Consider the following 24,277-nt stretch of genomic DNA (forward strand, 5'->3'; position numbering starts at 1 on the left):
GGCCGACTGCGAGCCCTCCAAGCCAGCCGCTGAAGACCGCCCACCAAACCAGCACCCCAAACAATCGGCCTCAGCCGCGTTTCGCAGAGGAATCCCCGAGGGGAGAAGGAAGAATCAACCCAGCGGATCGTTCTCCAGCAGGATCGGCTTGCCATGCGGCGTCGCCTCGGCGGCGCGTTCCCAGGCGGCGGCGCGGGCGTCGACGCTATCATGCGAGGCGAGGCCCTTCTCGATCAGGAGATGTTCGAGCGCCTTGCACCAGCGCTCGTAATAGTCGGAGCCGTCGCGGCAGCCGCCATTGGCGAGGGCTTCGCGGATCTCGCCGCCGAGCGCCTGCGCCCATTCGTCGGCGCTGAAGACGCCGCGATTCTGCAGGGCGCAGACGAGCGCGAAGGCCTGCGCCTGCCAGGGCTCGGCGAAGACCGGACCCTCGGCATCGCGCGGGATCGGTGTGCCGGCGGCGAGCGCATCCGCGAGGGCAGCATCAGGCCGGCTCAAGATAGCTCTCCCAGGCCTCGATGCTGACGGTCGAAGTCGGATCGGCGTCGCGGCCCCAGAGCTCCGGGCCGCTGAAGACGACGGTGTAGAGCCATTGTGCCGTCTCGGGCGCGCCATGGGCGCCGGTGTCAGGGAAGACATGGCAGCCGGTGACGCGCTCGATCACACCCTGCTTGCCGCGTGCATAGCGCGGCAGGCGGGTGTGATGCTGTGGGTGCATGACGATGGTGCGGACCTTGTCGCCGACCTTGAAGCGGGCCGGCGCGGGTGCCTCGCGCTCATAGGGGAAGCCGCGGCGCAGGACGGCCTCGACCTCCTCGCCCTTCAGCACCCGCTTGGGCTCGCGGCGGGTGCTGCCGGCAACGCCCGAGGCCAGTTCCTCCTTGCTCAGGAAACCCTGCTGGACCAGCATCTTGTCGAGCGCCGCCAGCCAGATCTGGTAATAGCTCGACGACAGGTATTGCGCCGGCGGCAGGCTTTCGCGGGCATGGCGGATGCCGTCGATCGTCCAGGCGCCCATGGCGCCGGCGGCGACGTTGATCGCCAGGACCTTCTTCTCCCAATCGGCATGGAAGATCGGTTCGTCCTTCTCCGGCACGACCGGGCCGAAGCCCATTTGGCCGCCGAGGTCGTGGGCGCTGTTCATGGCCGGTCCTCGGGGGAAGGCAGGCCGACGCCGATCATAGAGTCGCGGCTGACGATCGACGCCAGCTCGTCCTCGCTCCAGCCTTCGGTGCCCGCAGGCCGCATCGGGATGACGATGAACCGCGTCTCGGCGGTCGAATCCCAGACGCGGATGCGCTGGCCCTCGGGCAGTTTCACGCCGAAATCGGCGAGCGTGCCGCGCGGATCGATCACCGCCTTGGCGCGATAGGGCGGCGATTTGTACCAGACCGGCGGCAGGCCGAGCACCGGCCATGGATAGCAGGAGCACAGGGTGCAGACGATGAGGTTGTGCTCCTCGGGCGTGTTGAAGCAGGCGACGATGTGCTCGCCGCCACGCCCGCCATAGCCGAGCTCGGCGACGGCGGCCGTGCCGTCGGCCTTGAGGCGCGCGGCATAGGCCGGATCGCTCCAGGCCTTGGCGACGACGCGGGCGCCGTTGCGCGGGCCGATCCTGGTCTCGTAGGTATCGATGATCGCGTCGAGCGCGCTGGGGTCGACATAGCCCTTCTCGACCATCAGCGATTCCAGAGCCTTCACCCGCGCTTCGATCGGGGTAAAGTGGTTGTCGTGCTCGTGGTCATGATGGTGGTGATGGTCGTGGCCGCTCATCCGACCCTCCTCGTCATGCCAGCCTGATCCGCGCCGCCCGCTCGAACTTCACGGCAAAGGCGACGAGCGATTTGTCCGAGCCCTTCGGCCCGATCACCGACAGGCCCAGCGGCGCGTCGTCGCGATGGGCGACGGGGATCGAAATCTGCGGGAAGCCCGACAAGCCCGCAAGGCAGAGCAGGCGCAGGGCACGGTTGCGGAAATCCTCGAGCTCGGGCTCGCCGGCGCTGACCAGCGGCGCGACATCGGGCACTGTCGGCAGCATCAGCACGCCGTCCTTGCCGAGCAGGCGAGCAAGCTTCGCGCGGAAGGTCTTTCGCACGCTGTCGCCGCGGGCGACCTCCGCATCGCTGACCGCCTTGCCGAAGGCGAAACGCTCGGCGACTCCCGGCCCGAGCGGCATGGCGTGGCGTTCGATCATCTTGCCGTCGGACTGCCAGGCCTCGCGGCCCTGAATCCAGCGAAAAGCCCAGTAGAGCGCGTCCATGTCGCTGACGGCACGCACCGTCTGCGGCTGGCCGAGGATCGGCACGATCCGCTGCACGACATTGCGCAGGATGCGCTCGGCCTCGGGCACGGCCTGGGCGAAGAGGTCGTCGGCGAGCAGCAGGCGAGGCGTTTCCGGCAAGGTCACCTTGTCCTTGCCGAGAACGGCGTTGGCGGCGCGGGCGAAGACCTCGCTATCCCGCGCGAAGAAGCCGGCGGTGTCGAGGCTCTCGGCCAGCGGCCAGGCGCGCTTCAGCGAAAGCCGGCCATGCGTCGGACGGATGCCGAACAGGCCGCCATAGCTCGCCGGCGCCCGCACCGAGCCGCCGGTGTCGGAACCCAGGCCGATATCGGCGAGCCGCCCGGCGACCGCGGCCATCGATCCGGAGGAGGAGCCGCCGGTGATGCGGTCTGGCACGGCCGGATTGATGGGCGCGCCGAAATGCGCGTTCTTGCCGTTGAGCGAGAAGGCGAGCTCGTCGGTATGGGTCTTGCCGACGAAGCGGGCACCGGCCTCCAGGAAGGCCTTCACGATCGGCGCCGTCTTGGTCTTGATTCCCGACTGTGCCAGCACGGTGGGAGAGCCCGCGCCGGTCGGATAGCCCTTGACGTCGAACAGGTCCTTGACCGCGAGTGTCAACCCGGCGAGCGGGCCGGAGGAAGCATGTTTCACGGGTGCTTCGGGATAAGGCACGAAGCAGCGGAACGGGTCGTTCTCGATCATGGTCGTCTCAGATCTCCCCCAAGATCCCAATCAGATGCCGCGGGCGTCGCCGTCCGAGCGCGGGTCATGCGTTGCCTCGACATGGCCCTTCTGGTGCTTCACCAGCATGCCGGCATGGCCGAACTGGTCGGAATAGGCCTCGCTGTATTCCTCGACCGGGTGCCCGGCGGCGGTCAGCCTCGCCAGCAGCATCGGATCGAAGCGGTTCTCCAGCTTGAGCGAGATCGAGCCGGCGCCCCAGGTCCGGCCGAAGAGCCAGCGCGGCGCATCGACCGCATCGGCGACACCCTGGCCGAAGCGGTAGCGCGACAGGATCTGCGCCTGGAACTGCGGCTGTCCGTCGCCGCCCATCGCGCCATAGCTCATGATCCGGCCATCGTCGAAGCGGGCGAGCGGCGGGTTGAGCGTATGGAACGGCTTGCGGCCGGGCGTCAGCGGGTTGAGCGCCTTCGCATCAAGTGAGAAGGAGACGCCGCGGTTCTGCCAGTTGACGCCGGTCTTGGGCAGGATGCAGCCGGAGCCGTATTCCCAGTAGAGCGACTGGATATAGGAGACGGCGAGGCCGGAGCCATCGATCGCGCCCATCCAGATCGTGTCGCCTTCCCCGGGCCGGAACGGCCAGCTCGCGGCGCGCTTGCGGTCGATTCTGGCGGCTTCGCTTTCCAGGGCGGTGTCTGTGAGGAGGCTCGCCGGGTCGACCGTCATGAAAGCCGGGTCGGTGACGACCTTGTCGCGGATGGCGAGCGCCCGCTTCACCGCCTCGACCAGCCCGTGATGATGGTCGAAGCTCTCCGGCCGGGTGGCGCCGAGCTTCTCGAAGATGCCGAGGATCATCAGGGCGGTGAGGCCCTGCGTCGGCGGCGGGAAATTGTAGACGGTGAGCCCAGGCAGCTTCAGCGACAGCGCCTGTACGGTTCGGGCGCGGAAGGCTTCCAGATCGGCGCGGGTGATCGGCGCGCCGATCCGGCCGAGGTCCTCGGCGAGCTCGCGGCCGATATCGCCGCGATAGAAATCGTCGAGCCCGGCATGGGAAAGCTGCTCCAGCGTCGCACCGAGCGCTGTGGGCTTGCGGCGGTCGCCGGCCTTGGGCCGTTCTCCGCCCGGCCAGAAGAAGTCGCTGAAGCCGGGCGCCGCCTTCACGGCATCGACTTCCTGCGGCCAGGTACGCAGCTCCGACTCCGAGATGTCGTAGCCTTCGGCGCAATGGCGAATGGCGTCGGAGAGCAGGTCCTTCAGCGGCACCCTGCCGCCGAGGCTGCTCGATAGGCTAAGCGCCGCCTGCCAGCCTCCGATCGCGCCGGCGACGGTGATCGCCGCATCCGGTCCGCGCGCCGGCAGCGTGTCATGCCCCTTCTCGCGATAGCGCTCGATCGTGGCCAGACTCCCCGCCGGGCCGCAGGCCTCGATCGCATGGACCTTGCCGCCGGGCTCGTGCACCAGCCAGAAGCCGTCGCCGCCGATCGCGTTCATGTGGGGGTAGACGACTGCGATGGTCGCAGCCATGGCGACCATGGCCTCGATCGCATTGCCGCCTTCCGCGAGAATGGCGCGCCCGGCTTCGGAGGCGAGGCGGTGAGGGGCTGCGACGGCGGCGGCGGCGAAGACGGGAGAATCGGGCATCAGGTTCTTGTCGTTCGTAAGGGGCGGGACCATTTCGCCGGAAGGCGCGATTTTGTTGCATGCCGACGCCGGCTAGGCTAGGCGGTCCATGCATGGGTTCCGAGGATAGAAGCATGGCGGCTGGCCGCACCAACTGGCGCAACGTGATCATGGTGGTCTCGCTCGCCATCCTGATCGCGGTCGAGATCTTCGGCGTCGCGCTGGCGTCCGGCTGGGCGCTCGCCGGCCTGTTTGAGCTCGGGCCGATCGTCGCCTATGTGCTGATGGGCCTGTTCTCGCTGCTCGCCGCCTATGGGCTGGTGAACTTCATGCGCAGGGTCGTGAAGATCGAGCGCCTGACCCATCGCGGCTGAGGTTCAGCCGCACGCCTTCATCACCACCGGGTCGGCATCTGCCGGCAGCAATTCGTCGAGCGCCCGGCAGCGGCTTTCCACGCAGATCCGCCAGTCGGCGGTCGCGCCGGAGCGTCGCATCACCACCTCACGCAGGGGCGGCAGCTCCGGTTTCCAGCGCCAGAAGCCGTCGACGAGCTTGGCGCCATCAGGCGGGTCCATGCCGGCGCCGGAGCCCTCGATGCGGGCCTCGGTGATAACGAGGCCCTCAGGCGTTTCCTGCCAGACCTCCTCCCACAGCGATTTCTGCACCGAATGCCGCCAGGAGAGCGTTATCTCGCTCGCGCCGAGCGAGATAACGAGCGCACCGGCGGCAAGGCAGATGCTCACGCGGCCTGCGTGGCGGCCTTGGCGCGCCAGAGATGCAGGCCGATGAGCAAGGCTGCGAGGGCAAAACCAACTTCGTCGGTCACCGGCAAGGCAAGCACGAGGAAGGCCGCCGCCACAGCCGCCAGCGCCCGTTCCCACAATGCCATCTCGCGCTTGAGGAAGCCGATCGTCGCAGCGCCCCACAGGCAGATCGCGAGCAGCGTCTTGCCGATGATGTAGACGGCGGCGAAGGCGTAGGCGGTGCCGGTCACGCCCTGGACCGGTTGCAGCATCAAGGCGGGATCGTAGACCGCCATGAATGGGATGACGAAGCCCGCCATCGCGATCTTGATCGCCTGGAAGCCGATCTTGAAGCCGGATTCCTTGGCGATCGGCGCGGCTGCGAAGGCGGCGAGCGCGACCGGCGGCGTCAGGTCTGCCATGATGCCGAAATAGAAGACGAACATGTGGCTGACGATCAGCGGCACGCCGAGCTTGAGCAGGATCGGCGCTGCCAGGGACGAGGTGATGATGTAGTTCGGGATGGTCGGGATGCCCATGCCGAGGATCAGGCTGACGATCATGGTCAGCACCAGTGCGAGGAAAAGCGATTCCTTGCCGACCGCGACGACCGCGTTGCCGAAGATCGTGCCGACGCCGGTCAGCGTCATCGTGCCGATGACGATGCCGACCACTGCGCAGGCGACGCCGACCGGAATGGCCTGGCGTGCGCCATCGGCGAGCGCCTCGCGGCAGGCTGCCACCGTCTCGGCGCCGCCTTTGGTGAAGAGGTTGGCGAGAATCAGCGCCACCACGATGCCGACGATGACGAGGATGCCGTACCAGAAGAAGAAGGCGCAGAGCAGGCCGAGCCCGACCCAGAACAGCACCTTCAGCGCGATGGCGCCGATGCCGAGGGCGAGCGAGCCGCCGAGGATGAGCACGACGGTCAGCGCCAGGCCGACCGAGCCGGAGAACAGCGGCGTGTAGCCGGCGAAGAGCAGGTAGACCAGCACGGCGAGCGGCAGGATCAGGAACCATTTCGTCGCCAGCGCCTTGCCGGCGCTCGGCAGCTCCGATCTCGGCAGGCCGATCAGGCCGCGCTTGCCGGCCTCCAGATGCACGGCGAGGAAGGCCGCCGCATAGTACAGGATGGCCGGCACGATCGCCGCCTGAACGACGGCGGCATAAGGCACGTCGATGGTCTCGGCCATGATGAAGGCGACGGCGCCCATCACCGGCGGCATGATCTGTCCGCCCATCGAGGCGGTCGCCTCGACGCCGCCGGCGAAGGCGGCGCGATAACCGAAGCGCTTCATCAACGGAATGGTGAACTGGCCGGTCGAGACCACGTTGGCGACACCGGAGCCCGAGATCGTGCCCATCAGCGCGGAGGAGAACACCGCGACCTTGGCCGGGCCGCCGCGGGCCGAGCCGAACAGGCCCATGGCGATGTCGGTGAAGAGCTGGATCATCCCGGCGCGCTCGAGGAAGGAGCCGAACAGGATGAACAGGAAGATGAAGGTGGCGGAGACGCCGGTCGGCGTCGCATAGATGCCTTCCGTGCCGAAGGACATGTGCTCGATCACCTGGTCGAGCGAATAGCCGCGATGGTTGAGCGGCGAGGGCAGGTAGTTGCCGAGCAGGCAATAGGCGAGGAAGAGGCCGGAGACGATCGGCAGCGCCGGCCCCATGAAGCGCCAGCAGATGATGAAGAGCACGGCGATGGCGGTGATGCCGACGACGAGGTCGGACGGCGTCACCTCGCCGGCGCGGGCGACGAGCTCCTCATAGAGGAACCAGTGATAGAGCCCGACGGCGAAGCCGATTCCGGCCAGGGCCCAGGCGGCGATGGCCTTGATGCGGGTCTCGCTCTTGTGCTGGGCGAGCAGGCCGCCGGCGACAAGGCAGAGGAAGCCGACATGCAGGGCGCGCAGGATCTGGTTCGGGATCGAGCCACCGAACCGGGCGAGCAGCTCGACGACGACGAAGAGCGGCAACCAGGCGAGCAGCATTGCGCCCGCGGGCTTGCCCTGGACCTTGCGCAGGACGATCCAGCCGAGCCAGAGCGCCATGGTGACGCGCAGCAGGTCGATGATCGAGACACCGGCGAAGCGATGATCGAGCGGAACGTTGAAGGCGGTCGCGATCTGGAACAGCGAGAAGGCGACGGCGATCCAGAATAGCAGCTGGCCTTGCCAGCCCGGGCCGAAGCCCGGCGGCAAGCCGTGCTCGGGGTCGACGAACTGCTCGGGCTTGTCCGTCGGAACGCCGGCATTGTCCGGCACGGCCAGGGGCGTTTCCGCTGCGCTGCTCATATCCGTTCCCCGTTCCCTGCGCCTTTGCGGCGTCTAAGCGTTCCAATGAGAAAAAGCGAGGCCGGACGAGCCGGCCTCGCTCAATCGTCCTGCTGATGCTCGGCTCAGGAGCCGACCTTCAGGCCCTTCTCCTTGAAATAGCGTGCCGCGCCCGGATGCAGCGGCACCGGCATACCTTCCAGCGCGCTTTCCAGCTTGATCGAGCGCGCGGCGGCATGGGCGGCGGCGAGGTCGGGCAGGTTCTCGAAGACGGCCTTGGTCATCTGGTAGACCGTCTCCTCCTTCATCCCTTCATGGGTGACGAGATAGTTGACGACGGCAGCGGCCGGGACCGCCGCAGTCTGGCCGGTATAGGTGTTGGCCGGGATCGAGACCTTGACGAAGGGCGGTCCGGCCTTGTCGACCACGGCGGCGGGCACCTCGACCACGGTGATCTCGACCGAGGTCGCGAGGTCGCGCAGCGAGGCGACGCCGAGGCCGGCCGATTGCAGGGTGGCGTCGAGCTGGCGGTTCTTCATCAGCTCGACCGATTCGGCGAAGGGCAGGTACTCGATCTTGCCGAGATCCTTGTAGGACATGCCGGCGGCGGCGAGGATGGCGCGGGCGTTGAGCTCGGTTCCCGATTTCGGTGCGCCGACCGAAAGGCGCTTGCCCTTGAGATCGGCCAGCGTCTTGATGCCGCTATCCTTCGAGGCGACGATCTGGACATAGTTCGGATAGATCGCGGTGATACCGCGCAGCTTCTTCAGCGGGCTCTTGAAGCCGGCCTCCTCGTCGCCCTTCCAGGCGGCGTCGAGGGAATCGCCGAGCGTGAAGGCGATCTCGCCCTTGCCCTGCTGCAGCAATTGCAGGTTCTCGACCGAGGCCTTGGTCGCCTGAACGGTCGGGCGGACGTTGGCGATCTTCTCGCCATAGATCTTCGAGAGCGCGACGCCGAGCGGGTAGTAGACGCCCGAGGTGCCGCCGGTCAGTACGTTGATGAAATCCTGCGCCTTGGCCGCGACCGGCGTCGCGGCGATGATCACGGCAGTCATGAGGCCGGCAAATCGGCGGCCGGCAAAGAGCGTCGTCATGGTTCCTCCCGAAAGATGTTCCGGCGCGAAGGGCCGGACTTGTCCTGTTGTAAGCCGGTCGCCCAGGGAAAGAAAAGTTGTTCCGAAGCCCTACAGGCCGCCGGCACCCCGCGAGCCCTCATCCTGAGGAGCCATTCCGTTGGGAATGGCGTCTCGAAGGATGCTCCAGGAGGCTCCGGAGACAGCTGGAGCATCCTTCGAGACGCGCCTGCGGCGCTCCTCAGGATGAGGGCTGTGTGGCTGCGCTGCGCTTGCCGCGATTGCGCGCGATTTCCGCCCTGCTGCGGCCAGGAAGCTCGGGAGATTGCCCTCGCCGGCTGGACAGGCTAGCCGGAAGCACCATCTTCCACCTGATCCTTTCCGATGGAGACCCCCGCCCGATGCAGCCGCGACCGCCGACCATGCCCCTGATCGACCGCCGCACCTTGCTCGCGGGAGCCGCCGGCACGGCAGCGCTCGCCGCAGCGGGTTTCTCGGGCCAGGCGCTGGCGCAACAGGGGCTGAAGCTCGGCACCGCCGAGGCCTTCTCCTTCGAGGGCCTGAAGGCGCGGGCCCGCGATCTCGCCGCCAAGCCCTACGAGGCGCCGCCGAATCCCAAGCCTGACGTGCTCGAGAAGATCGACTACGACGCCCATGGCAAGATCAAGTTCAAGCCGGAGCTGGCGCTCTGGGCCAATGGCCCGTCGCCCTGGCCGGTGACCTTCTTCCACCTCGGCCGCTACTTCCAGAAGCCGGTGCGCATGCATGTGCTCGACGACGGCAAGGCGCGCGAGATCGTCTACGACGAGAGCTATTTCGAGATGCCGGCCGATTCACCGGCCAAGCAGTTGCCGCCGGGCGCGGGCTTCGCCGGCTTCCGCTTCCAGGAGAGCCGCTCCGGCCATCCCGGCCGCAAGGGCGAGAAGCTCGACTGGCAGAAGAACGACTGGGTCGCCTTCCTCGGTGCTTCCTATTTCCGCGCCATCGGCGAGCTCTACCAGTACGGGCTTTCGGCCCGCGGTCTCGCCGTCGATCCGGCGGTGGGCGACAGGCCGGAGGAGTTCCCCGATTTCACCCATGTCTGGCTGGAGACGCCCGGCGAGGCGGCCGAGCATGTCGTCGTCTACGCCCTGCTTTCGGGGCCGAGCGTTGCGGGCGCTTTCCGCTTCCGCATGCATCGCGGCAAGGGCGTCGACATGGAGATCGAGCAGGAACTCCATCTCCGCAAGGACGTGGCGCGGCTCGGCATCGCGCCGCTGACCTCGATGTACTGGTATTCCGAGACGGCCAAGACGACCATGGTCGACTGGCGGCCGGAGGTGCACGATTCCGACGGGCTCGCGCTCTGGACCGGCAGTGGCGAGCGCGCCTGGCGCCCGCTCAACAATCCCCAGCGCACGGTCGCCTCGTCCTTCGTCGACAACAATCCGCGCGGCTTCGGCCTGATGCAGCGCGACCGCGAATTCGGGCACTATATGGATGGTGTCTTCTACGAGCGTCGGCCGAGCCTCTGGATCGAGACGCTCGGCCAGTGGGGCAAGGGCGCGGTCCAGCTGGTCGAGATCCCGACCGACGACGAGATCCACGACAACATCGTCGCGATGTGGGTCCCCGAAGCCCCGGCCAAGGCCGGCAATTCCTATAATTTCCGCTACCGTCTGCATTGGCAGGCCGACGAGCCGTTCCCGCCGACGCTCGGCCGCGTCGTCGCGACGAGGCTCGGCAATGGCGGCCAGCCTGGCACGGCGCGTCCGAAGGGCGTGCGCAAGTTCATGATCGAGTTCAAGGGGCCGGCGCTCGAGGACATCCCGTTCGGGGTCAAGCCCGAGGTCGTGCTCTCCACCTCGCGCGGCTCGTTTTCCTATATCTTCGCCGAAGCCGTGCCGAACGATGTTCCCGGCCATTGGCGGGCGCAGTTCGACCTCACCGTCGACGGGACTCATCCGGTCGAGATGCGCTGCTTCCTGCGCGGCGGCGACAAGGTGCTGACCGAGACCTGGCTCTACCAGTACTGGCCCGCATAGGGTGCAGGCAGCGCCGACATCGGCCAGGGCCAGAGAATTTTCGCTCACACTGAGCCGTCATTCCGGACAAGCTGCGGAGCAGCGCAGCTCCGGAATCCATCGTAGAGCGCAGTTCCCTACGATGGATTCCGGCGCTCCGCTTCGCTGCGGCCGGAATGACAGATTATCGAAACGAATTTTACCCTTCGATCTGGCGCTTCTGGATCCGGTCGACGGATACGAACAGCGTGTTGGCCGCGCCGGGCTCGACACAGAACACGTCGAAGCTCGGGGCCTGCGGATCATCGGCCGGCATGTGCAGCGTCGCCGAGCCCTTGCGGCCGGCGAAGGCCATGATCTTGAAGCTCAACCCGTCTGGCAGGCAAATCTCGATCGCATCGGCTGCGATCTCGGTCGCGACGCCATTGCGTATCGCTTTGAAGGTCACCCGCTCGGCGCTCACCGGCCTGCTCCTGTTCGGACATTGTTGACGGTGCCGATAACGCAGTGGCGTTGCGCTCGATGCAAGGGTGATCGTGCTTGCTCGTGGGCGATCGTAATATTATATCATTCGCTATGGCTCATGATCACGCCCACCATCGCCAGCCTGTCGCCGAGGTTCCCGGCTGGTCGCTGCTGCGGCTGTCGGCCGGGCAAAGGCTCGGTCTGGCAACCGGCGTGATCCTGCTGCTCTGGGCGGCGACCCTCGCCGTCATCGTGTGAACAAGAGTATCCCTGTGCCCGCCATCCGCTTCAGCGACCTGACGCTCGGCTATGACCGCCACCCGGCGGTGCATCATCTCTCTGGCGAGGTCGCGCCGGGCAGCCTGACCGCGATCGTCGGGCCGAACGGCGCCGGCAAGTCGACCTTGCTCAAGGCCATCGCCGGCGCGCTCTCGCCGCTCGACGGCACTGTCACGCTCGCCAGGGGCAAGCGCCTCGCCTATCTCCCGCAATCGGCCGAGCTCGACCGCTCCTTCCCGATCCATGTCTACGATCTCGTCGCCATGGGCCTGTGGGGCGCGGCCGGCATCTTCGGCAAGATCGGCCTCGGGCAACGCAGCAAGGTCGAGGCGGCGATCGCAGCGGTCGGCCTCACCGGCTTCGAGAGCCGCAGCATCGGCACGCTCTCGGGTGGTCAGATGCAGCGCGCGCTGTTCGCCCGGCTGCTGCTGCAGGACGCCGACATCATCCTGCTCGACGAGCCGTTCACCGCGATCGATGCGCGCACCAGTGCCGACCTGCTGGCGCTGGTCCAGCGCTGGCATGGCGAGAACCGGACCGTCGTCGCCGTGCTGCATGACATCGAGACGGTGAAGCGCGCCTTCCCGCAGACGCTGCTGCTGGCGCGCGAGGCGATCGCCTGGGGCGACACCGGCGAGGTTCTGACAGCGAACAACCTGCTCAGGGCGCGCCGCATGGTCGAGGCCTTCGACAGCCATGCCGCGCCCTGCGCGGCTTGAGCCGCAACATCTACTCCAGCCCTCATCCTGAGGAGCGATCGTAGATCGCGTCTCGAAGGATGCTCCAGTTGCCTCCTGAGTCTCCTGAAGCATCCTTCGAGACGCCGCTTTGCGGCTCCTCAGGATGAGGGCTGAGTGAGTTTTTGAAGGATTCGAGCCCTTTGCTCTACGACCTCATGATCGGCCCCTTCGCCGAATTCGATTTCATGCGCCGGGCGCTGGTCGGCGTGATCGCGCTGTCGGTCTCCGGCGCGCCGGTCGGCGTCTTCCTGATGCTGCGGCGGATGAGCCTGACCGGCGACGCGATGGCGCATGCGATCCTGCCCGGCGCCGCGCTCGGCTATCTCGTCGCCGGCTTCTCGCTGCCGGCGATGACGCTGGGCGGGCTCGTCGCGGGTTTTGCTGTCGCGCTCGCGGCCGGCGCCGTGGCGCGCCTGACCGTACTCAAGGAAGACGCCTCGCTTGCCGCCTTCTATCTGATCTCGCTGGCACTCGGCGTCACCCTGGTTTCGCTGCGCGGCTCGGCGGTCGATCTCTTTCATGTCCTGTTCGGCAATGTGCTGGCGCTCGACGACGATGTGCTCGTGCTGCTCTCCGGCGTCGCCAGCCTGACGCTCGGCGTGCTGGCGCTGGCCTATCGCCCGCTGGTGCTGGAATGCGTCGATCCCGGCTTCCTGCGCTCGGTCAGCCGCTCCGGCGGCGTCGTCCACCTGACCTTCCTCGGCTTGGTCGTGCTCAATCTCGTCGCCGGCTTCCATGCGCTCGGCACGCTGCTCGCCGTCGGGCTGATGATGCTGCCGGCCGCAGCGGCGCGGTTCTGGACTGCCGACATCACGCGACTGATCCTGCTCGCCTCCGGTTTCGGCATCGCGTCCGGCTATATCGGGCTCGTCGCTTCCTATGCCGCCGGCAGCAATCTTCCGGCCGGCCCGGCGATCATCCTCGCGGCTGGAGCGCTCTATCTCGGCTCGCTCCTGCTGGGCTCGCAGGGCGGGCTTGCGCGGCGGCTCTTGCCGAGGGCCCATCTCCAACGCTAGTTATGTTATAGTGTTTCATATAGCGCGAGAGTCATCATGCTGAACCGCCGCTTCGTCCTCCTCGGCCTTGCCGTCGGCATTGCCCTGCCATTGCCGGCCTTCGCCCAGGAGAAGCTGCCCGTCGTCGCGAGCTTCTCGATCCTTGGCGATTTCGTCCGCGAGATCGGCGGCGAGCGGGTCGCGGTGACCACGCTGGTCGGGCCCGATGGCGACGCCCACGTCTATTCGCCGACGCCGGCCGACGCCAAGACGGTTGCCGGCGCCAAGCTCGTCGTGGTCAATGGGCTGAAATTCGAAGGCTGGCTGACGCGATTGATCAAGTCGTCGGGCACCAAGGCGACCGTGGCGACGGCGACCAAGGGCATCAAGCCGCTCGAGCTGGACGATCACGGTCACGGTCATGGTCACTCCCATGGCAGCGAGGATCCGCATGCCTGGCAGAGCATCGCCAATGCCAAGATCTATGTCGGCAATGTCCGCGACGCACTCATCGCCGCCGATCCGGCCGGCAAGGCGGTCTACGAGGCCAACGCCGCCGCCTATCAGACCAAGCTCGATGCGCTCGAAGCCGAGGTCAAGGCCGCCGTCGCGCGCATCCCGGCCGACCGGCGCAAGGCGATCACCTCGCATGACGCCTTCGGCTATTTCGCCAAGGCCTATGGCATCGCCTTCATCGCGCCGCAGGGCGTCTCGACGGAAGCAGAGGCCTCGGCCAAGGACGTCGCCCGCATCATCCGCCAGATCAAGGCGCAGAAGGTGCCGGCGGTCTTCCTCGAGAACATCACCAATCCGCGCCTGGCCGAGCAGATCGCCAAGGAGAGCGGCGCGAAGATCGGCGGACGGCTCTATTCGGATGCGCTTTCGGCAGCCGATGGTCCGGCCGGGACTTACATCGCGATGATGAAACACAATATAAGCCAGATCGAGAAGGCGCTCGTCGGCGGCCCGGCCTGACCGGACCGCGATCGCAGCAGCGTCGCCAACCAGGTCGTTTCCCATGTCCGAGAAGATTCCCGTCACGGTGCTCACCGGCTATCTGGGCGCCGGCAAGACCACGCTCCTCAACCGCATTCTCACCGAGGATCACGGCAAGAAATTCGCCGTGATCGTCAACGAGTTCGGCGAGACCGGCATCGATGGCGACCTCGTCGTCGGCGCCGACGAGGAAGTGTTCGAGATGAACAATGGCTGCATCTGCTGCACCGTGCGCGGCGATCTCATCCGCATCCTCGACGGCCTGATGAAGCGCAAGGGCAAGTTCGACGCGATCATCGTCGAGACCACCGGCCTCGCCGATCCCGCCCCGGTCGCCCAGACCTTCTTCGTCGACCAGGATGTCGGCGACGCCACCAAGCTCGACGCGGTCGTGACCGTGACCGACGCCAAATGGCTGAAGGACCGGCTCAAGGATGCGCCGGAAGCCAAGAACCAGATCGCCTTCGCCGACGTGATCATCCTCAACAAGACCGATCTGGTCAGTGCCGAGGAGCTCGCCGAGGTCGAGGCGACGATCCGCGCGATCAACCCTTACGCCAAGCTGCACAAGACGACGCGCTGCGACCTGCCGATCGCCGATTTGCTCGACCGCAACGCCTTCGATCTCGACCGCATCCTCGACATCGAGCCCGACTTCCTCGAGGCCGGTCACCATCACCATCACTCGGAGGACGTCCGCTCGATGTCCTTCACCATCCCCGGCGATGTCGATCCGGACAAGTTCATGCCCTGGATCAACGACATCAACCAGGTGCAGGGACCGAACATCCTGCGTTCAAAGGGTATTTTGGCCTTCAAGGACGAGCCGCGCCGCTTCGTCTTCCAGGGCGTGCACATGATCCTGGACGGCGACCTGCAGCGCGACTGGAAGTCCGGCGAGACGCGCGAATCGCGTCTCGTCTTCATCGGCCGCGATCTCGACGAGGCCGAGCTGCGCAAGGGGTTCATGGCCTGCGCGGCTTGAGCTAAAGCGTGGGCATGGATTCGATCACCAAACCCGTCTCGCTGCGCGAGCATGTCGTCCCCGTCGAAGCCGGCGAGCATGTCGTCGGCGCCGTCTGGCTGAAGCAGACGCTGGCGCTCGCCCTCGCCGATGGCCGGGTGCTGCGCTGGCGCGATGGTGAGACCGAGAGTGTCGAGGCGCATGGCGGCGGCCTGCTCTGCATCGCCTCGGATGGGGGGCGCCTGATCAGCGGCGGCGATGACGGCCGTGTCGTCGCAACTTCGGCTGAAGGCGCACCGGAGGAACTGGCGCGCGATGAAAAGCGGCGCTGGATCGATGCCGTGAGCATGTCGGCCTCCGGCAGCATCGCCTGGAATAGCGGCCGCGATGTCCACGCCCGCGACGACAAGGGCAAACTCAGGTCGATCGACGTCGCCTCGACGCCGCAGGGTCTCGCCTTCGCACCGAAGGGCTATCGCCTCGCGATCGCCCAGATGAATGGCGTGCTGCTCTGGTATCCGAACACCGAGGCCAGGCCCGACTTCCTGGAATGGAAGGGCTCGCATCTCGACGTGACCTGGTCTCCGGATGGGCGCTTCATCGTCACGGCGATGCAGGAGAACGCGCTGCATGGCTGGCGCCTCGGCGAGAAGCCGAGCCATATGCGCATGACCGGCTATCCGGCCAAGCCCCGCTCGCTGTCCTGGTCGCATGACGGGCTCTGGCTCGCCTCCAGCGGTGCGGATGCCGCGATCGTCTGGCCCTTCCAGGGCGAGGGGCCGACCGGCAAGGCGCCGCGCGAATGCGGTGCGCGCCACGCCAAGGTCACCCGCGTCGCCTTCCATCCCAAGGCGCTGGTTCTGGCCGTCGGCTACGATGACGGCTGCATTCTGATGATCCGCCTGACCGACGCCTCGGAGCTGCTGGTGCGGCCGGCGCAGCGCGGCAGCAGCATCACGGCCTTTGCCTGGGACAAGCTCGGCAAGCGCCTCGCCTTCGGTGCTGAAGACGGGGCGGCCGGTGTGCTCACCCTGCCGGGCGGCTGAGCGGCGATGCGCTTCGGCCTGTTCGGCAAGGACAAGCGCGACGCTGCCGAGGCTGATGCCGCAGCGCAGGTCAAAAGGCAGGTCCGCGAATTGCTCGCCCTGCCGGAGAACGCCGTGATCGCCGTCAACGAAATCCTCTGCGCCGATCCCGCCTGCCCGGGCACCGAGACGGTGATTCTGGTGATGAAGCCCGGCGAGAAGACCAGGGCCTTCAAGGTGCAGATGGGTCTGGCGGAATTGACGCCGCAGGCGCTGGCGCAGGCGTTGTCCGGACAAGTCGCTTGAGCCGCAGCCCTGGAATAGCGCCGTAAGCGCGCATCCGCTCAGAAATCGCTGGCGATGCCCTTCACTTCCCAGTCGTCATAGCGCACCGGCTCAAGCCCGCCTCGGCCGTCGACTTCCTTCTGCCGCTTGAGCTCGGCCGCCTTGGCGTCGATCGCCGCGCGGCGGGCTTCGGCTTCGGCCAGCGCACGCTGCGCAGCCGGCGAAAGCGCCTTCGCCGGGCCCGGCGTCGCAGGCTCATCTGTCTCGGTTTGCGTGCTCATGATCGGCCATTCTCTTGCAGGATCGGCATCATCCCCACCACATAGGGACGAAAGCGCGTTCCGGCGAGCCTTTGCGTGCCCGAGCGACGACGCAAGAAGGGGTTCCTGTATGAACTATGTCCGTACCGGCATGCTGATGGCGGCGCTCACCGCGCTGTTCGGCGTAGTCGGCTATCTGCTCGCCGGCGCCGGCGGCATGCTGATGGCGCTCGGCATCGCGGTCGCGACCAATCTGTTCAGCTACTGGAATTCCGACCGGTTGGCGCTGTCCGCCTACAATGCCCAGCAGGTCGACGAGCGCAGCGCGCCCGAACTCTACGGCATGGTGCGCGACCTGGCCCAACGCGCCAACATGCCGATGCCGCGCGTCTACATCATCCAGGAAGACCAGCCGAACGCCTTCGCCACCGGTCGCAATCCGCAGAACGCCGCGGTCGCCGCGACCACGGGCATCATTCGCGCCCTCTCCTATGACGAGCTCGCCGGCGTGATGGCGCACGAGCTTGCCCACATCAAGAACCACGACACGCTGACCATGACGATCAGCGCCACCATGGCCGGCGCGATCTCGACCCTCGCTTCCTTCGGCATGTTCTTCGGCTCGCGCGACAATCGCCCCAACGCCGTCGTCCAGATCGCATTGATGATCCTCGCCCCGCTGGCGGCGAGCATCGTCCAGATGGCGATCTCGCGCTCGCGCGAATACGAGGCCGACCGGATCGGCGGCGAAATCTGCGGCAATCCGGTGGCGCTCGCCGATGCGCTCGCCAAGATCGCCGGTGGCGTTTCCCACATCCCGAACGAGACGGCCGAGGCGAAGCCTGCTACGGCGCACATGTTCATCATCAACCCGCTTTCAGGCCGCGGCATGGATTCACTGTTCTCGACCCACCCCGCCACCGGCAACCGCATCGCCGCGCTGATGGAGCAGGCGCGCGCCATGGGCGTCGGCGCGAGCCGCGGCGGGTTCGTGGGCGGCGCAAGCCGGAACCCCTTCGCCGGCGGCCGCGAGCCCGGGCCCTGGGGCTGAGATGACAAAGGTACAGAGCCAGTCCTTTAGCGACGACGTCCCCGGTCTCGCCGCACGCCGCCTCGCGGCGACGCTGATCGACGAGGTGCTGCGTGCCGGCACCGCGCTCGATGAAACTTTCGAGCGCATGGCGCAGACGGCGGGTCTGGAGCCGGCCGATGCCGGGCTGGCGCGCGCGATCGCGACCGTCGCCTTCCGCCGCCTCGGCACGATCCGCGAGGTCATCGACGCCCGGCTGGAGCGTGGCAGCCCGCGCAAATCCGGCCCGTTCGAGCCGATCATGGTCGCCGCGGCGGCGCAGCTGCTCTTCCTCGACGTGCCCGATCACGCGGCGGTCGATCTCGCCATCCGGCAACTGCACGAGGACGCCCGCTCCGCGCGTTACACCTCGCTCGCCAACGCCGTGCTGCGGCGGCTGGCGCGCGAACGCGAGGCGATCCTCGCCAAGCTCGAACCGCTGACCGATACGCCCGACTGGCTGCGCGAGAGCTGGATAAAGACCTATGGCCCCGATATCGCGAGCGCGATCGCAGCCGCCCATGCCGAGGAGCCGCCGCTCGACCTGACCGTCAAATCCGATCCGGCCGGCTGGGCCGAAAAGCTCGACGGCATCGTCCTGCCGACCGGCTCGGTGCGCTTGCGCGGACGCGAGGCGGTCACCGGCCTGCCCGGCTTCGCCGAAGGCGAATGGTGGGTGCAGGATGCCGCCGCCGCCCTGCCCGCCCAGCTCTTGAACGTTCGGCAGGGCGAGCGCGTCGCCGATCTCTGCGCCGCGCCCGGCGGCAAGACCGTCCAGCTCGCACAGACGGGCGCCGAGGTCGTCGCGGTCGACCGTTCCGGCCCGCGCCTGCGTCGGCTCAAGGCCAATCTCGAGCGGCTCGGGCTGAAGGCCGAGGTGGTCACCGCAGATGTCGCGGCCTACGAGGCGGAACCGTTCGACGCTGTCCTGCTCGATGCGCCCTGCAGCGCCACCGGCACGATCCGCCGCCATCCCGATGTCGCCTGGACCAAGCGGCCGGAGGACATCGCCAAGCTCACCGCCCTGCAGGCCCGCCTGCTCGACCAGGCGGCGCGGCTGACCAAGCCGGGCGGGCGCCTGATCTACTGCACCTGCTCCTTGGAGCGCGAGGAAGGGGAGGCGCAGATCGAGGCCTTCCTGTCACGCAGTACCGGCTTCGTGCGCGATCCGATCAAGCCTGAGGAGATCGGCGGCCAGGCCGAGGCGCTGACGCCGCTAGGCGAGTTGCGCACGCTGCCGCACCAGCTCGCCGGTGAAACGCCCCGCCTCTCAGGATGGGCGGGATTTTACGCTTGTCGCCTGATAAGATCATGACTCGATCGGGGATTCGCCTTCGCAGGGAGGCGGTGGGACGGCGAGGCAGCAGACTTCATTGAACGGCTGGTCGGAGCGCGGAGGCCTTGCACGGGCAGCCATCGGCAGGGCGGCGCGGCGCACGCGCGGCCAGGTCGCCGGCGCCAAGCGCGCGCTCTGGCCCTTCGGCCGCCTGCGCGCGAGCCGCCTGCTCTTCGCGCCGCACGATCTGCGCACCGCCGACCCGATCACGGCGAGCGACATCTATGCCGGCTATTTCGCCCTCGCCGGCCGGACCGTGAACTGCCATGGCGAATCGCCCTTCCTGGTCGCAGCCCCGAGCGAGGCCTGGGCCGAGGCGCTGCACGGCTTCGTCTGGCTGCGCCATTTGCGCGCCGCCGACACGGCGATCGCCCGCGCCAATGCCCGCGCCCTCGTCGACGAGTTCATCGCCCGCCGGCACGATCGCGACGAGATCGCCCGCCGCCCGGCCGTGATCGCGCGGCGGCTGATGTCGTTCCTGTCGCATTCGCCGCTCCTGCTCGAAGGCGCCGACCATGCCTTCTACGAGCGCTTCATCCGTCATGTCGCCCAGACGGCCGAGCGCCTCCAGCTCGCGCTTTCCGGCGCCGTCGAGGGTGCGGCGCGGCTGCAATGCCTGATCGCGATCTGCTTCGCCGCCATCTGCCTCGACGGCCAGGAGCGGCGACTGCGCCGCTACGAGACGGCGCTCTCCGACGAATTGGAGCAGCAGATCCTGCCCGATGGCGGCCATCTCAGCCGCAATCCGCGTATCCTCATAGACCTCTTGCTCGATCTCCTGCCGCTGCGCGAAACCTTCACCGCGCGCGGGCTGGAACCGCCGCGCAGCGTCATCATGGCGATCGACCGGATGATGCCGCATCTCAAGCTGTTCCGGCATGGCGACGGCGCGCTCGCTCTGTTCAACGGCATGAACGCGACGCCGCCCGACCTGATGGCGACGCTCGCCGCTTATGACGACGTCCGCGCCCGCCCGATCGAGCACGCCGCGTATTCCGGCTATGACCGCCTGAGCGCCGGCACCAGCATCGTGGTCGTCGAGGCGGGGCCGCCACCGCGGGGCGCCAACTCGATCGAAGCCCATGCCGGGTGCCTCTCCTTCGAATTGTCGACCGGCTCGCAGCGCATCGTGGTGAATTGCGGCGCCAGCCGCTTCGGCACGCCCGAGCTCAGACTCGCCGCCCGCGCCACCGCCGCCCATTCGACCGTGACCCTGGACGACCGCTCCAGCGCCGTCTTCGGGCTGGTGCTCGGCGAGCGGCGGATCACCGCCGGCCCTGCCGATGTCCGGGTCGCACGCCAGGACGGCGAGGACGGCCATGAATGGGTCGGCAGCCATGACGGCTATCGCCGTGCCTTCGGCACCGTCCACACCCGCCGCCTGCTGCTCGCCCGCAATGGCAATGAGCTCGTCGGCGAGGACCAGCTCGGTCGGCCCGCCGCGCTGGCGAGCCTGCCGGCCGCCGCGCGCTTTCATTTGCACCCCAATGTCAAGCCGAGCCTGATCCGCGATGGCGAGGGCGCTCTGCTGGCACTGCCCTCGGGCGAGATCTGGGCCTTCGAGGCCTCCGGCCTCAGGGTCGCGCTGGAAGAAAGCATCTTCTTCGCCGCCGCCGATGGCCGCCACAAGACAGCTCAGCTCGTCGTCGAATTCGACGCCGTCGCGACGCCGCAGCTCATCTGGCGCTTCGCCCGCCTCGGGACGCCGGCGCAGCGCAAGACCAGGGCCGAAGAGGCCCGGCAGGAACAGGCTGAAACAGAGCTGGATCTGCCGCTCTGACCTCTTCGCAGGGCAAGGCTGCGATCTCTTGTGCTTTGCAGCAAAGCCCGGGCGTGATAGGGCGCGCGCGAACATTTCCGCGGCCGCGCCGCCATCAACCCGGACTCATCCTCCCATGCCGAACGAACTCCGCCGCGTCGAACGCGCGCTGCTTTCCGTTTCCGACAAGACCGGGCTGATCGACTTCGCCCGCGCCCTCTCCCGCCTGGGCATCGCTTTGGTCTCGACCGGCGGCACCGCCAAGGCGATCGCCGATGCCGGCCTGGCCGTCACCGACGTCTCCGATCTCACCGGCTTCCCCGAGATGATGGATGGCCGCGTCAAGACGCTGCATCCCAAGGTCCATGGCGGCCTGCTCGCCATCCGCTCGCATCCCGAGCACCAGGCCTCGATGCTCGGCCACGGCATCGCGCCGATCGACCTGCTCGTCGTCAACCTCTACCCGTTCGAGGCGACCGTCGCCGCCGGCAAGCCCTATGACGACTGCATCGAGAACATCGATATCGGCGGCCCCGCCATGATCCGCGCCGCCGCCAAGAACCATAACGACGTCGCCGTGGTGGTCGAGGCCTCCGACTACGCCGCCGTGCTGGCCGATCTGGAGACGCATAAGGGCGCGACCACGCTGACGCTCCGCCGCAAGCTGGCGCAGAAGGCCTATTCGCGCACCGCCGCCTATGACGCCGCGATCTCGAACTGGTTCGCCAATGAGCTCGGCGACACCTCGCCGGCCTTCCGCGCCCTTGGCGGCAGCCTCGCCGAGACCATGCGCTATGGCGAGAACCCGCATCAATGGGCCGCCTTCTACCGCACGCCCGAGCGGCGCCCCGGCGTCGCCACCGCCCGCCAGGTCCAGGGCAAGCAGCTCTCCTACAACAACATCAACGATACCGACGCCGCCTTCGAATGCGTCGCCGAGTTCGATCCCAACCGCACCGCCGCTTGCGTCATCGTCAAGCACGCCAATCCCTGCGGCGTCGCCGAGGGCGCTTCGCTGCTCGAGGCCTATGAGCGGGCCCTGGCCTGCGACCCCGTCTCGGCCTTCGGCGGCATCGTCGCGCTGAACCGCAAGCTCGATGCCGAAGCCGCGAAGAAGATCGTCGAGATCTTCACCGAGGTGATCATCGCCCCCGATGCCGACGAGGAAGCGATCGCGCTCGTCGCCGCCAAGAAGAACCTGCGCCTGCTCTTGACCGGCGGCCTGCCGGATGTGCGCAAGGCCGGTCTGTCGCTGCGCACCGTCGCCGGCGGCTTCCTCGCCCAGGCCCGCGACAATGCCGTCGTCGACGACATGGAGCTCAAGGTCGTGACCAAGCGCCAGCCGAGCGAGGCCGAGCTCGCCGATCTGCGCTTCGCCTTCCGCGTCGCCAAGCACGTCAAGTCGAACGCCATCGTCTACGCCAAGAACCTCGCCACGGTCGGCGTCGGCGCCGGCCAGATGAGCCGCGTCGATTCCTCGCGCATCGCGGCCTGGAAGGCCGGCGAAGCGGCCAAGGCCGCCGGCGCGGCGGAGAGCCTGGCCAAGGGCGCGGTCGTCGCCTCCGATGCCTTCTTCCCCTTCGCCGACGGCCTGCTCGCCGCAGCCGAGGCCGGCGCCACCGCGGTGATTCAGCCCGGCGGCTCGATGCGTGACGACGAGGTGATCAAGGCCGCAGATGAGGCCGGCCTCGCCATGGTCTTCACCGGCCACCGCCATTTCCGGCACTGAGACGCCAAGCGGGGAGAGGCCGGCATGCACACCGTCAAGGTCATCGCCGCCGGCTTCGCCTTGCTTGGCGTGTTGCTCCTGATCGCGCCGCGGCTGAACACGGGTGGGCGTCATCCGATCGTCTTCGCGATGAAGCTGTTCATCCCGCTCTGGTTCGTCGTCTCGGTGATTAACCTGATCGTCGGCATCACCCGGGCCGGCTACAGCTTCCTGCAGGAGGCTCCGATCCTGCTCGTCGTCTTCGGCGTGCCGGCGCTGGTGGCAGCCCTGATCTGGTGGCGATTTGGAAGGAATGCCTCGTGAGCCTTGAATCCGTCCGCGCCTTTTTTGCAGAGCATGCTCCCGATATCGCGATCCTCGAAACCGACGGCAGCAGCGCCACGGTGACGCTGGCGGCGGAGGCCTTTGGCGTCGAGCCGGCCCGCATCGCCAAGACCCTGTCCTTCCGCCTCGGCGAGCGCGTCGTGCTGCTGGTCACGCGCGGCGACGCCCGTCTCGACAACAAGAAGACCAAGGCCGCCTTCGGCGCCAAGCCGCGCATGCTCGATCTGGACGAGGTCGTCGCCATCACCGGCCATCCGGTCGGCGGCGTCTGCCCGTTCGGGCTGCCGACGCCGCTACCGGTCTATTGCGACATCTCGCTGAAGGTCTTCGACGAGGTCGTGCCGGCCGCCGGCTCGACGCAGACGGCAGTGCGCATCAGCCCGGAGCGGATGGCCGCGCTCACGGGCGCGCAATGGGTCGATGTCTGCCAGGAGCCCGCGGCGCTGGCCGCGCAATAAGCGTCAGCCGACGCGCGCGATCAGCGCCATCGCCGCGGCGGGATTGCGGACCTTATCGCCGCTGATGACATAGAGAAAGACGTCGCGCGGCGTCTTCTCCGCGGCTGGCGCGACCAGCTCCAGATCCGCCGGCGCGCCGCCCTTGGCCCAGTCCTTGGCGCGGCCGGCCCAGGCGTCGAGCTGTTTCGCCGGATAGCCCTGCGCCTCCGCCTCCCTGGTGCCCATGATCCGCGCGTAGACGAAGGGCGCGGTGACATCCGCAATCTGCGGGAAATCGGAATCGCCGGAGGTGATTACCGCGACGCCGTATTCGCGCAGCAAGGCGACGAAGTCCGGCGAGCGGAAGCTCGGATGGCGCACCTCGACGGCATGGCGCAGCCTGATGCCGTCAACCTCCTTCGGCAACAGCTTCAGGAAGGCCTCGAAATCGGCGGGATCGAAAGCCTTGGTCGCCATGAACTGCCAGTTGATCGGGCCGAGCTTCTCCTTGAGCTCGCTGAGGCCCGAGGTCACGAACTTCTCGACCGAGGGCCCGGCCTCGGCCAGAATCCGGCGGTTGGTGCAGAAGCGCGAGCCCTTCAACGCGAAGACGAAGCCATCGGGCGTCTCGGCCCGCCATTTTGCGAAGCTCTCCGGCTTCTGCGAGCCGTAATAGGTGCCGTTGATCTCGATCGAGGTCAGCTTGCTCGAGGCATATTCGAGCTCGCGCTTCTGCGAGAGCTTGTCCGGGTAGAAGGTGCCGCGCCAAGGCTCGAACACCCAGCCGCCAATGCCGATATGGATGCGTCCGGCTGCGTTGGTGGGCATGGGGAACTCCTGAAAATGCCGGCAGGCTGAACTCGGGAGAGATAGAGCCGAGCAGCTGTCGAACTATGGCAGGATCGCCGACATTCGTCGCCTCGACTCAACCCTTGAC

The 24,277-nt window shown here is 67.6% G+C and carries 26 protein-coding genes; 15 read left to right on the forward strand and 11 right to left on the reverse strand.

Features of this window, described 5'->3' with window-relative positions; translation table 11 throughout:
- Positions 1-114: 114 nt before the first annotated feature.
- The 5 genes from BMZ69_RS28915 to BMZ69_RS28935 are packed head-to-tail and all read right to left on the reverse strand — an operon-like array spanning position 115 to position 4,603.
- Entirely contained in the window at positions 115-498 is a 384-nt protein-coding gene (locus BMZ69_RS28915; RefSeq protein ID WP_092163438.1) for a nitrile hydratase accessory protein, read from the reverse strand.
- Positions 485-1,144, reverse strand: coding sequence for a nitrile hydratase subunit beta (nthB, locus tag BMZ69_RS28920; RefSeq protein WP_092163439.1), 660 nt, complete (start codon positions 1,142-1,144; stop codon positions 485-487). Before nthB ends, BMZ69_RS28915 begins: the two co-directional genes overlap by 14 nt.
- Positions 1,141-1,773, reverse strand: a complete 633-nt coding sequence (gene nthA / locus BMZ69_RS28925; RefSeq protein ID WP_092163440.1) for a nitrile hydratase subunit alpha — start codon at positions 1,771-1,773, stop codon at positions 1,141-1,143. Before nthA ends, nthB begins: the two co-directional genes overlap by 4 nt.
- 13 nt (positions 1,774-1,786) lie before the next feature.
- Complete coding sequence (locus tag BMZ69_RS28930) at positions 1,787-2,983, reverse strand: amidase (RefSeq protein WP_092163441.1); 1,197 nt, start codon at positions 2,981-2,983, stop codon at positions 1,787-1,789.
- Between the two features lie 30 nt (positions 2,984-3,013).
- On the reverse strand, positions 3,014-4,603 hold the full coding sequence (locus BMZ69_RS28935) for a gamma-glutamyltransferase family protein (RefSeq protein ID WP_092163491.1): 1,590 nt from the start codon (positions 4,601-4,603) through the stop codon (positions 3,014-3,016).
- Positions 4,604-4,716: 113 nt separating this feature from the next.
- Here BMZ69_RS28935 and BMZ69_RS28940 point away from each other — a divergent pair, with 113 nt between their 5' ends.
- Positions 4,717-4,956 (forward strand): hypothetical protein, encoded by a 240-nt coding sequence (locus BMZ69_RS28940; RefSeq protein ID WP_092163442.1) that lies wholly within the window; start codon positions 4,717-4,719, stop codon positions 4,954-4,956.
- A 3-nt stretch (positions 4,957-4,959) separates the two neighbouring features.
- Here the strand turns inward: BMZ69_RS28940 and BMZ69_RS28945 are convergent, their stop codons facing one another.
- From BMZ69_RS28945 to BMZ69_RS28955, 3 genes are all read right to left on the reverse strand, one after another.
- Positions 4,960-5,325, reverse strand: coding sequence for a DUF1850 domain-containing protein (locus BMZ69_RS28945; protein ID WP_244543604.1), 366 nt, complete (start codon positions 5,323-5,325; stop codon positions 4,960-4,962).
- Complete coding sequence (locus BMZ69_RS28950; RefSeq protein WP_092163443.1) at positions 5,322-7,622, reverse strand: TRAP transporter permease; 2,301 nt, start codon at positions 7,620-7,622, stop codon at positions 5,322-5,324. The genes BMZ69_RS28945 and BMZ69_RS28950 overlap by 4 nt, the downstream gene beginning before the upstream one ends.
- Before the next feature lie 104 nt (positions 7,623-7,726).
- The gene (locus BMZ69_RS28955; protein WP_244543606.1) at positions 7,727-8,656 is read right to left on the reverse strand and encodes a TAXI family TRAP transporter solute-binding subunit; all 930 of its coding nucleotides are present in this window, start codon (positions 8,654-8,656) and stop codon (positions 7,727-7,729) included.
- A 419-nt stretch (positions 8,657-9,075) separates the two neighbouring features.
- On the opposite strand from BMZ69_RS28955, the gene BMZ69_RS28960 reads away from it, so the two are divergent.
- Positions 9,076-10,698 (forward strand): OpgD/OpgG family glucan biosynthesis protein, encoded by a 1,623-nt coding sequence (locus BMZ69_RS28960; protein WP_244543605.1) that lies wholly within the window; start codon positions 9,076-9,078, stop codon positions 10,696-10,698.
- A 178-nt stretch (positions 10,699-10,876) separates the two neighbouring features.
- Here BMZ69_RS28960 and BMZ69_RS28965 read toward each other — a convergent pair whose 3' ends face one another.
- Positions 10,877-11,140, reverse strand: a complete 264-nt coding sequence (locus BMZ69_RS28965; protein WP_092163454.1) for a macro domain-containing protein — start codon at positions 11,138-11,140, stop codon at positions 10,877-10,879.
- A 113-nt stretch (positions 11,141-11,253) separates the two neighbouring features.
- Here BMZ69_RS28965 and BMZ69_RS31805 point away from each other — a divergent pair, with 113 nt between their 5' ends.
- From BMZ69_RS31805 to BMZ69_RS28995, 7 genes are all read left to right on the forward strand, one after another.
- Positions 11,254-11,400, forward strand: coding sequence for a hypothetical protein (locus tag BMZ69_RS31805; protein ID WP_167561593.1), 147 nt, complete (start codon positions 11,254-11,256; stop codon positions 11,398-11,400).
- 14 nt (positions 11,401-11,414) lie between these two features.
- Complete coding sequence (gene aztA, locus BMZ69_RS28970; RefSeq protein WP_092163455.1) at positions 11,415-12,140, forward strand: zinc ABC transporter ATP-binding protein AztA; 726 nt, start codon at positions 11,415-11,417, stop codon at positions 12,138-12,140.
- 176 nt (positions 12,141-12,316) lie between these two features.
- Positions 12,317-13,177 (forward strand): metal ABC transporter permease, encoded by an 861-nt coding sequence (locus tag BMZ69_RS28975; protein WP_092163499.1) that lies wholly within the window; start codon positions 12,317-12,319, stop codon positions 13,175-13,177.
- Positions 13,178-13,213: 36 nt separating this feature from the next.
- Positions 13,214-14,131 carry a metal ABC transporter substrate-binding protein gene (locus tag BMZ69_RS28980; RefSeq protein WP_092163456.1) on the forward strand — a complete coding sequence of 306 codons (918 nt, stop codon included), beginning with the start codon at positions 13,214-13,216 and terminating at the stop codon, positions 14,129-14,131.
- Positions 14,132-14,174: 43 nt separating this feature from the next.
- On the forward strand, positions 14,175-15,137 hold the full coding sequence (locus BMZ69_RS28985) for a CobW family GTP-binding protein (RefSeq protein WP_092163458.1): 963 nt from the start codon (positions 14,175-14,177) through the stop codon (positions 15,135-15,137).
- Between the two features lie 14 nt (positions 15,138-15,151).
- Complete coding sequence (locus BMZ69_RS28990; RefSeq protein WP_092163460.1) at positions 15,152-16,162, forward strand: WD40 repeat domain-containing protein; 1,011 nt, start codon at positions 15,152-15,154, stop codon at positions 16,160-16,162.
- 6 nt (positions 16,163-16,168) lie between these two features.
- Positions 16,169-16,447 carry a hypothetical protein gene (locus BMZ69_RS28995; protein WP_092163462.1) on the forward strand — a complete coding sequence of 93 codons (279 nt, stop codon included), beginning with the start codon at positions 16,169-16,171 and terminating at the stop codon, positions 16,445-16,447.
- A gap of 38 nt (positions 16,448-16,485) precedes the next feature.
- Here the strand turns inward: BMZ69_RS28995 and BMZ69_RS29000 are convergent, their stop codons facing one another.
- Positions 16,486-16,707: a DUF1674 domain-containing protein gene (locus BMZ69_RS29000; protein ID WP_092163465.1), complete on the reverse strand. Its 222-nt coding sequence runs from the start codon at positions 16,705-16,707 to the stop codon at positions 16,486-16,488.
- 109 nt (positions 16,708-16,816) lie between these two features.
- Here BMZ69_RS29000 and htpX point away from each other — a divergent pair, with 109 nt between their 5' ends.
- The 6 genes from htpX (at position 16,817) to BMZ69_RS29030 (ending at position 23,361) form a co-directional block, all read left to right on the forward strand.
- On the forward strand, positions 16,817-17,737 hold the full coding sequence (gene htpX, locus BMZ69_RS29005; protein ID WP_092163466.1) for a zinc metalloprotease HtpX: 921 nt from the start codon (positions 16,817-16,819) through the stop codon (positions 17,735-17,737).
- Position 17,738: 1 nt separating this feature from the next.
- Positions 17,739-19,070, forward strand: a complete 1,332-nt coding sequence (locus BMZ69_RS29010) for an RsmB/NOP family class I SAM-dependent RNA methyltransferase (protein WP_092163467.1) — start codon at positions 17,739-17,741, stop codon at positions 19,068-19,070.
- A gap of 58 nt (positions 19,071-19,128) precedes the next feature.
- On the forward strand, positions 19,129-20,871 hold the full coding sequence (locus tag BMZ69_RS29015) for a heparinase II/III family protein (protein WP_092163468.1): 1,743 nt from the start codon (positions 19,129-19,131) through the stop codon (positions 20,869-20,871).
- Between the two features lie 115 nt (positions 20,872-20,986).
- Entirely contained in the window at positions 20,987-22,579 is a 1,593-nt protein-coding gene (purH, locus tag BMZ69_RS29020) for a bifunctional phosphoribosylaminoimidazolecarboxamide formyltransferase/IMP cyclohydrolase (protein ID WP_092163469.1), read from the forward strand.
- Positions 22,580-22,603: 24 nt separating this feature from the next.
- Positions 22,604-22,882 carry a hypothetical protein gene (locus BMZ69_RS29025; RefSeq protein WP_092163470.1) on the forward strand — a complete coding sequence of 93 codons (279 nt, stop codon included), beginning with the start codon at positions 22,604-22,606 and terminating at the stop codon, positions 22,880-22,882.
- A complete protein-coding gene (locus BMZ69_RS29030; RefSeq protein ID WP_092163471.1) occupies positions 22,879-23,361 on the forward strand; it encodes a YbaK/EbsC family protein in 483 nt (160 codons plus the stop codon). Before BMZ69_RS29025 ends, BMZ69_RS29030 begins: the two co-directional genes overlap by 4 nt.
- 3 nt (positions 23,362-23,364) lie before the next feature.
- On the opposite strand, the gene BMZ69_RS29035 is transcribed toward BMZ69_RS29030, so the two are convergent.
- Positions 23,365-24,168: a DUF72 domain-containing protein gene (locus BMZ69_RS29035; protein ID WP_092163472.1), complete on the reverse strand. Its 804-nt coding sequence runs from the start codon at positions 24,166-24,168 to the stop codon at positions 23,365-23,367.
- Positions 24,169-24,277: the final 109 nt, after the last annotated feature.

The sequence above is a fragment of the Allobosea sp. CRIB-10 genome (assembly GCF_900112185.1).
Taxonomy (GTDB): domain Bacteria; phylum Pseudomonadota; class Alphaproteobacteria; order Rhizobiales; family Beijerinckiaceae; genus Allobosea.

Excerpts from the sequence above, each read along its gene's own strand:
- BMZ69_RS28990 (WP_092163460.1), top strand. The coding sequence starts at position 15,152 with ATGGATTCGATCACCAAACCCGTCTCGCTGCGCGAGCATGTCGTCCCC.
- BMZ69_RS29025 (WP_092163470.1), top strand. The coding sequence starts at position 22,604 with ATGCACACCGTCAAGGTCATCGCCGCCGGCTTCGCCTTGCTTGGCGTG.
- BMZ69_RS28930 (WP_092163441.1), bottom strand. The coding sequence starts at position 2,983 with ATGATCGAGAACGACCCGTTCCGCTGCTTCGTGCCTTATCCCGAAGCA.
- BMZ69_RS28995 (WP_092163462.1), top strand. The coding sequence starts at position 16,169 with ATGCGCTTCGGCCTGTTCGGCAAGGACAAGCGCGACGCTGCCGAGGCT.
- htpX (WP_092163466.1), top strand. The coding sequence starts at position 16,817 with ATGAACTATGTCCGTACCGGCATGCTGATGGCGGCGCTCACCGCGCTG.
- purH (WP_092163469.1), top strand. The coding sequence starts at position 20,987 with ATGCCGAACGAACTCCGCCGCGTCGAACGCGCGCTGCTTTCCGTTTCC.
- BMZ69_RS28975 (WP_092163499.1), top strand. The coding sequence starts at position 12,317 with ATGATCGGCCCCTTCGCCGAATTCGATTTCATGCGCCGGGCGCTGGTC.
- BMZ69_RS31805 (WP_167561593.1), top strand. The coding sequence starts at position 11,254 with ATGGCTCATGATCACGCCCACCATCGCCAGCCTGTCGCCGAGGTTCCC.
- BMZ69_RS28935 (WP_092163491.1), bottom strand. The coding sequence starts at position 4,603 with ATGCCCGATTCTCCCGTCTTCGCCGCCGCCGCCGTCGCAGCCCCTCAC.
- BMZ69_RS28985 (WP_092163458.1), top strand. The coding sequence starts at position 14,175 with ATGTCCGAGAAGATTCCCGTCACGGTGCTCACCGGCTATCTGGGCGCC.
- BMZ69_RS28960 (WP_244543605.1), top strand. The coding sequence starts at position 9,076 with ATGCAGCCGCGACCGCCGACCATGCCCCTGATCGACCGCCGCACCTTG.
- BMZ69_RS29000 (WP_092163465.1), bottom strand. The coding sequence starts at position 16,707 with ATGAGCACGCAAACCGAGACAGATGAGCCTGCGACGCCGGGCCCGGCG.
- BMZ69_RS29035 (WP_092163472.1), bottom strand. The coding sequence starts at position 24,168 with ATGCCCACCAACGCAGCCGGACGCATCCATATCGGCATTGGCGGCTGG.
- nthB (WP_092163439.1), bottom strand. The coding sequence starts at position 1,144 with ATGAACAGCGCCCACGACCTCGGCGGCCAAATGGGCTTCGGCCCGGTC.
- BMZ69_RS28950 (WP_092163443.1), bottom strand. The coding sequence starts at position 7,622 with ATGAGCAGCGCAGCGGAAACGCCCCTGGCCGTGCCGGACAATGCCGGC.
- BMZ69_RS28980 (WP_092163456.1), top strand. The coding sequence starts at position 13,214 with ATGCTGAACCGCCGCTTCGTCCTCCTCGGCCTTGCCGTCGGCATTGCC.
- BMZ69_RS28955 (WP_244543606.1), bottom strand. The coding sequence starts at position 8,656 with ATGACTGCCGTGATCATCGCCGCGACGCCGGTCGCGGCCAAGGCGCAG.
- nthA (WP_092163440.1), bottom strand. The coding sequence starts at position 1,773 with ATGAGCGGCCACGACCATCACCACCATCATGACCACGAGCACGACAAC.
- BMZ69_RS28940 (WP_092163442.1), top strand. The coding sequence starts at position 4,717 with ATGGCGGCTGGCCGCACCAACTGGCGCAACGTGATCATGGTGGTCTCG.
- BMZ69_RS29010 (WP_092163467.1), top strand. The coding sequence starts at position 17,739 with ATGACAAAGGTACAGAGCCAGTCCTTTAGCGACGACGTCCCCGGTCTC.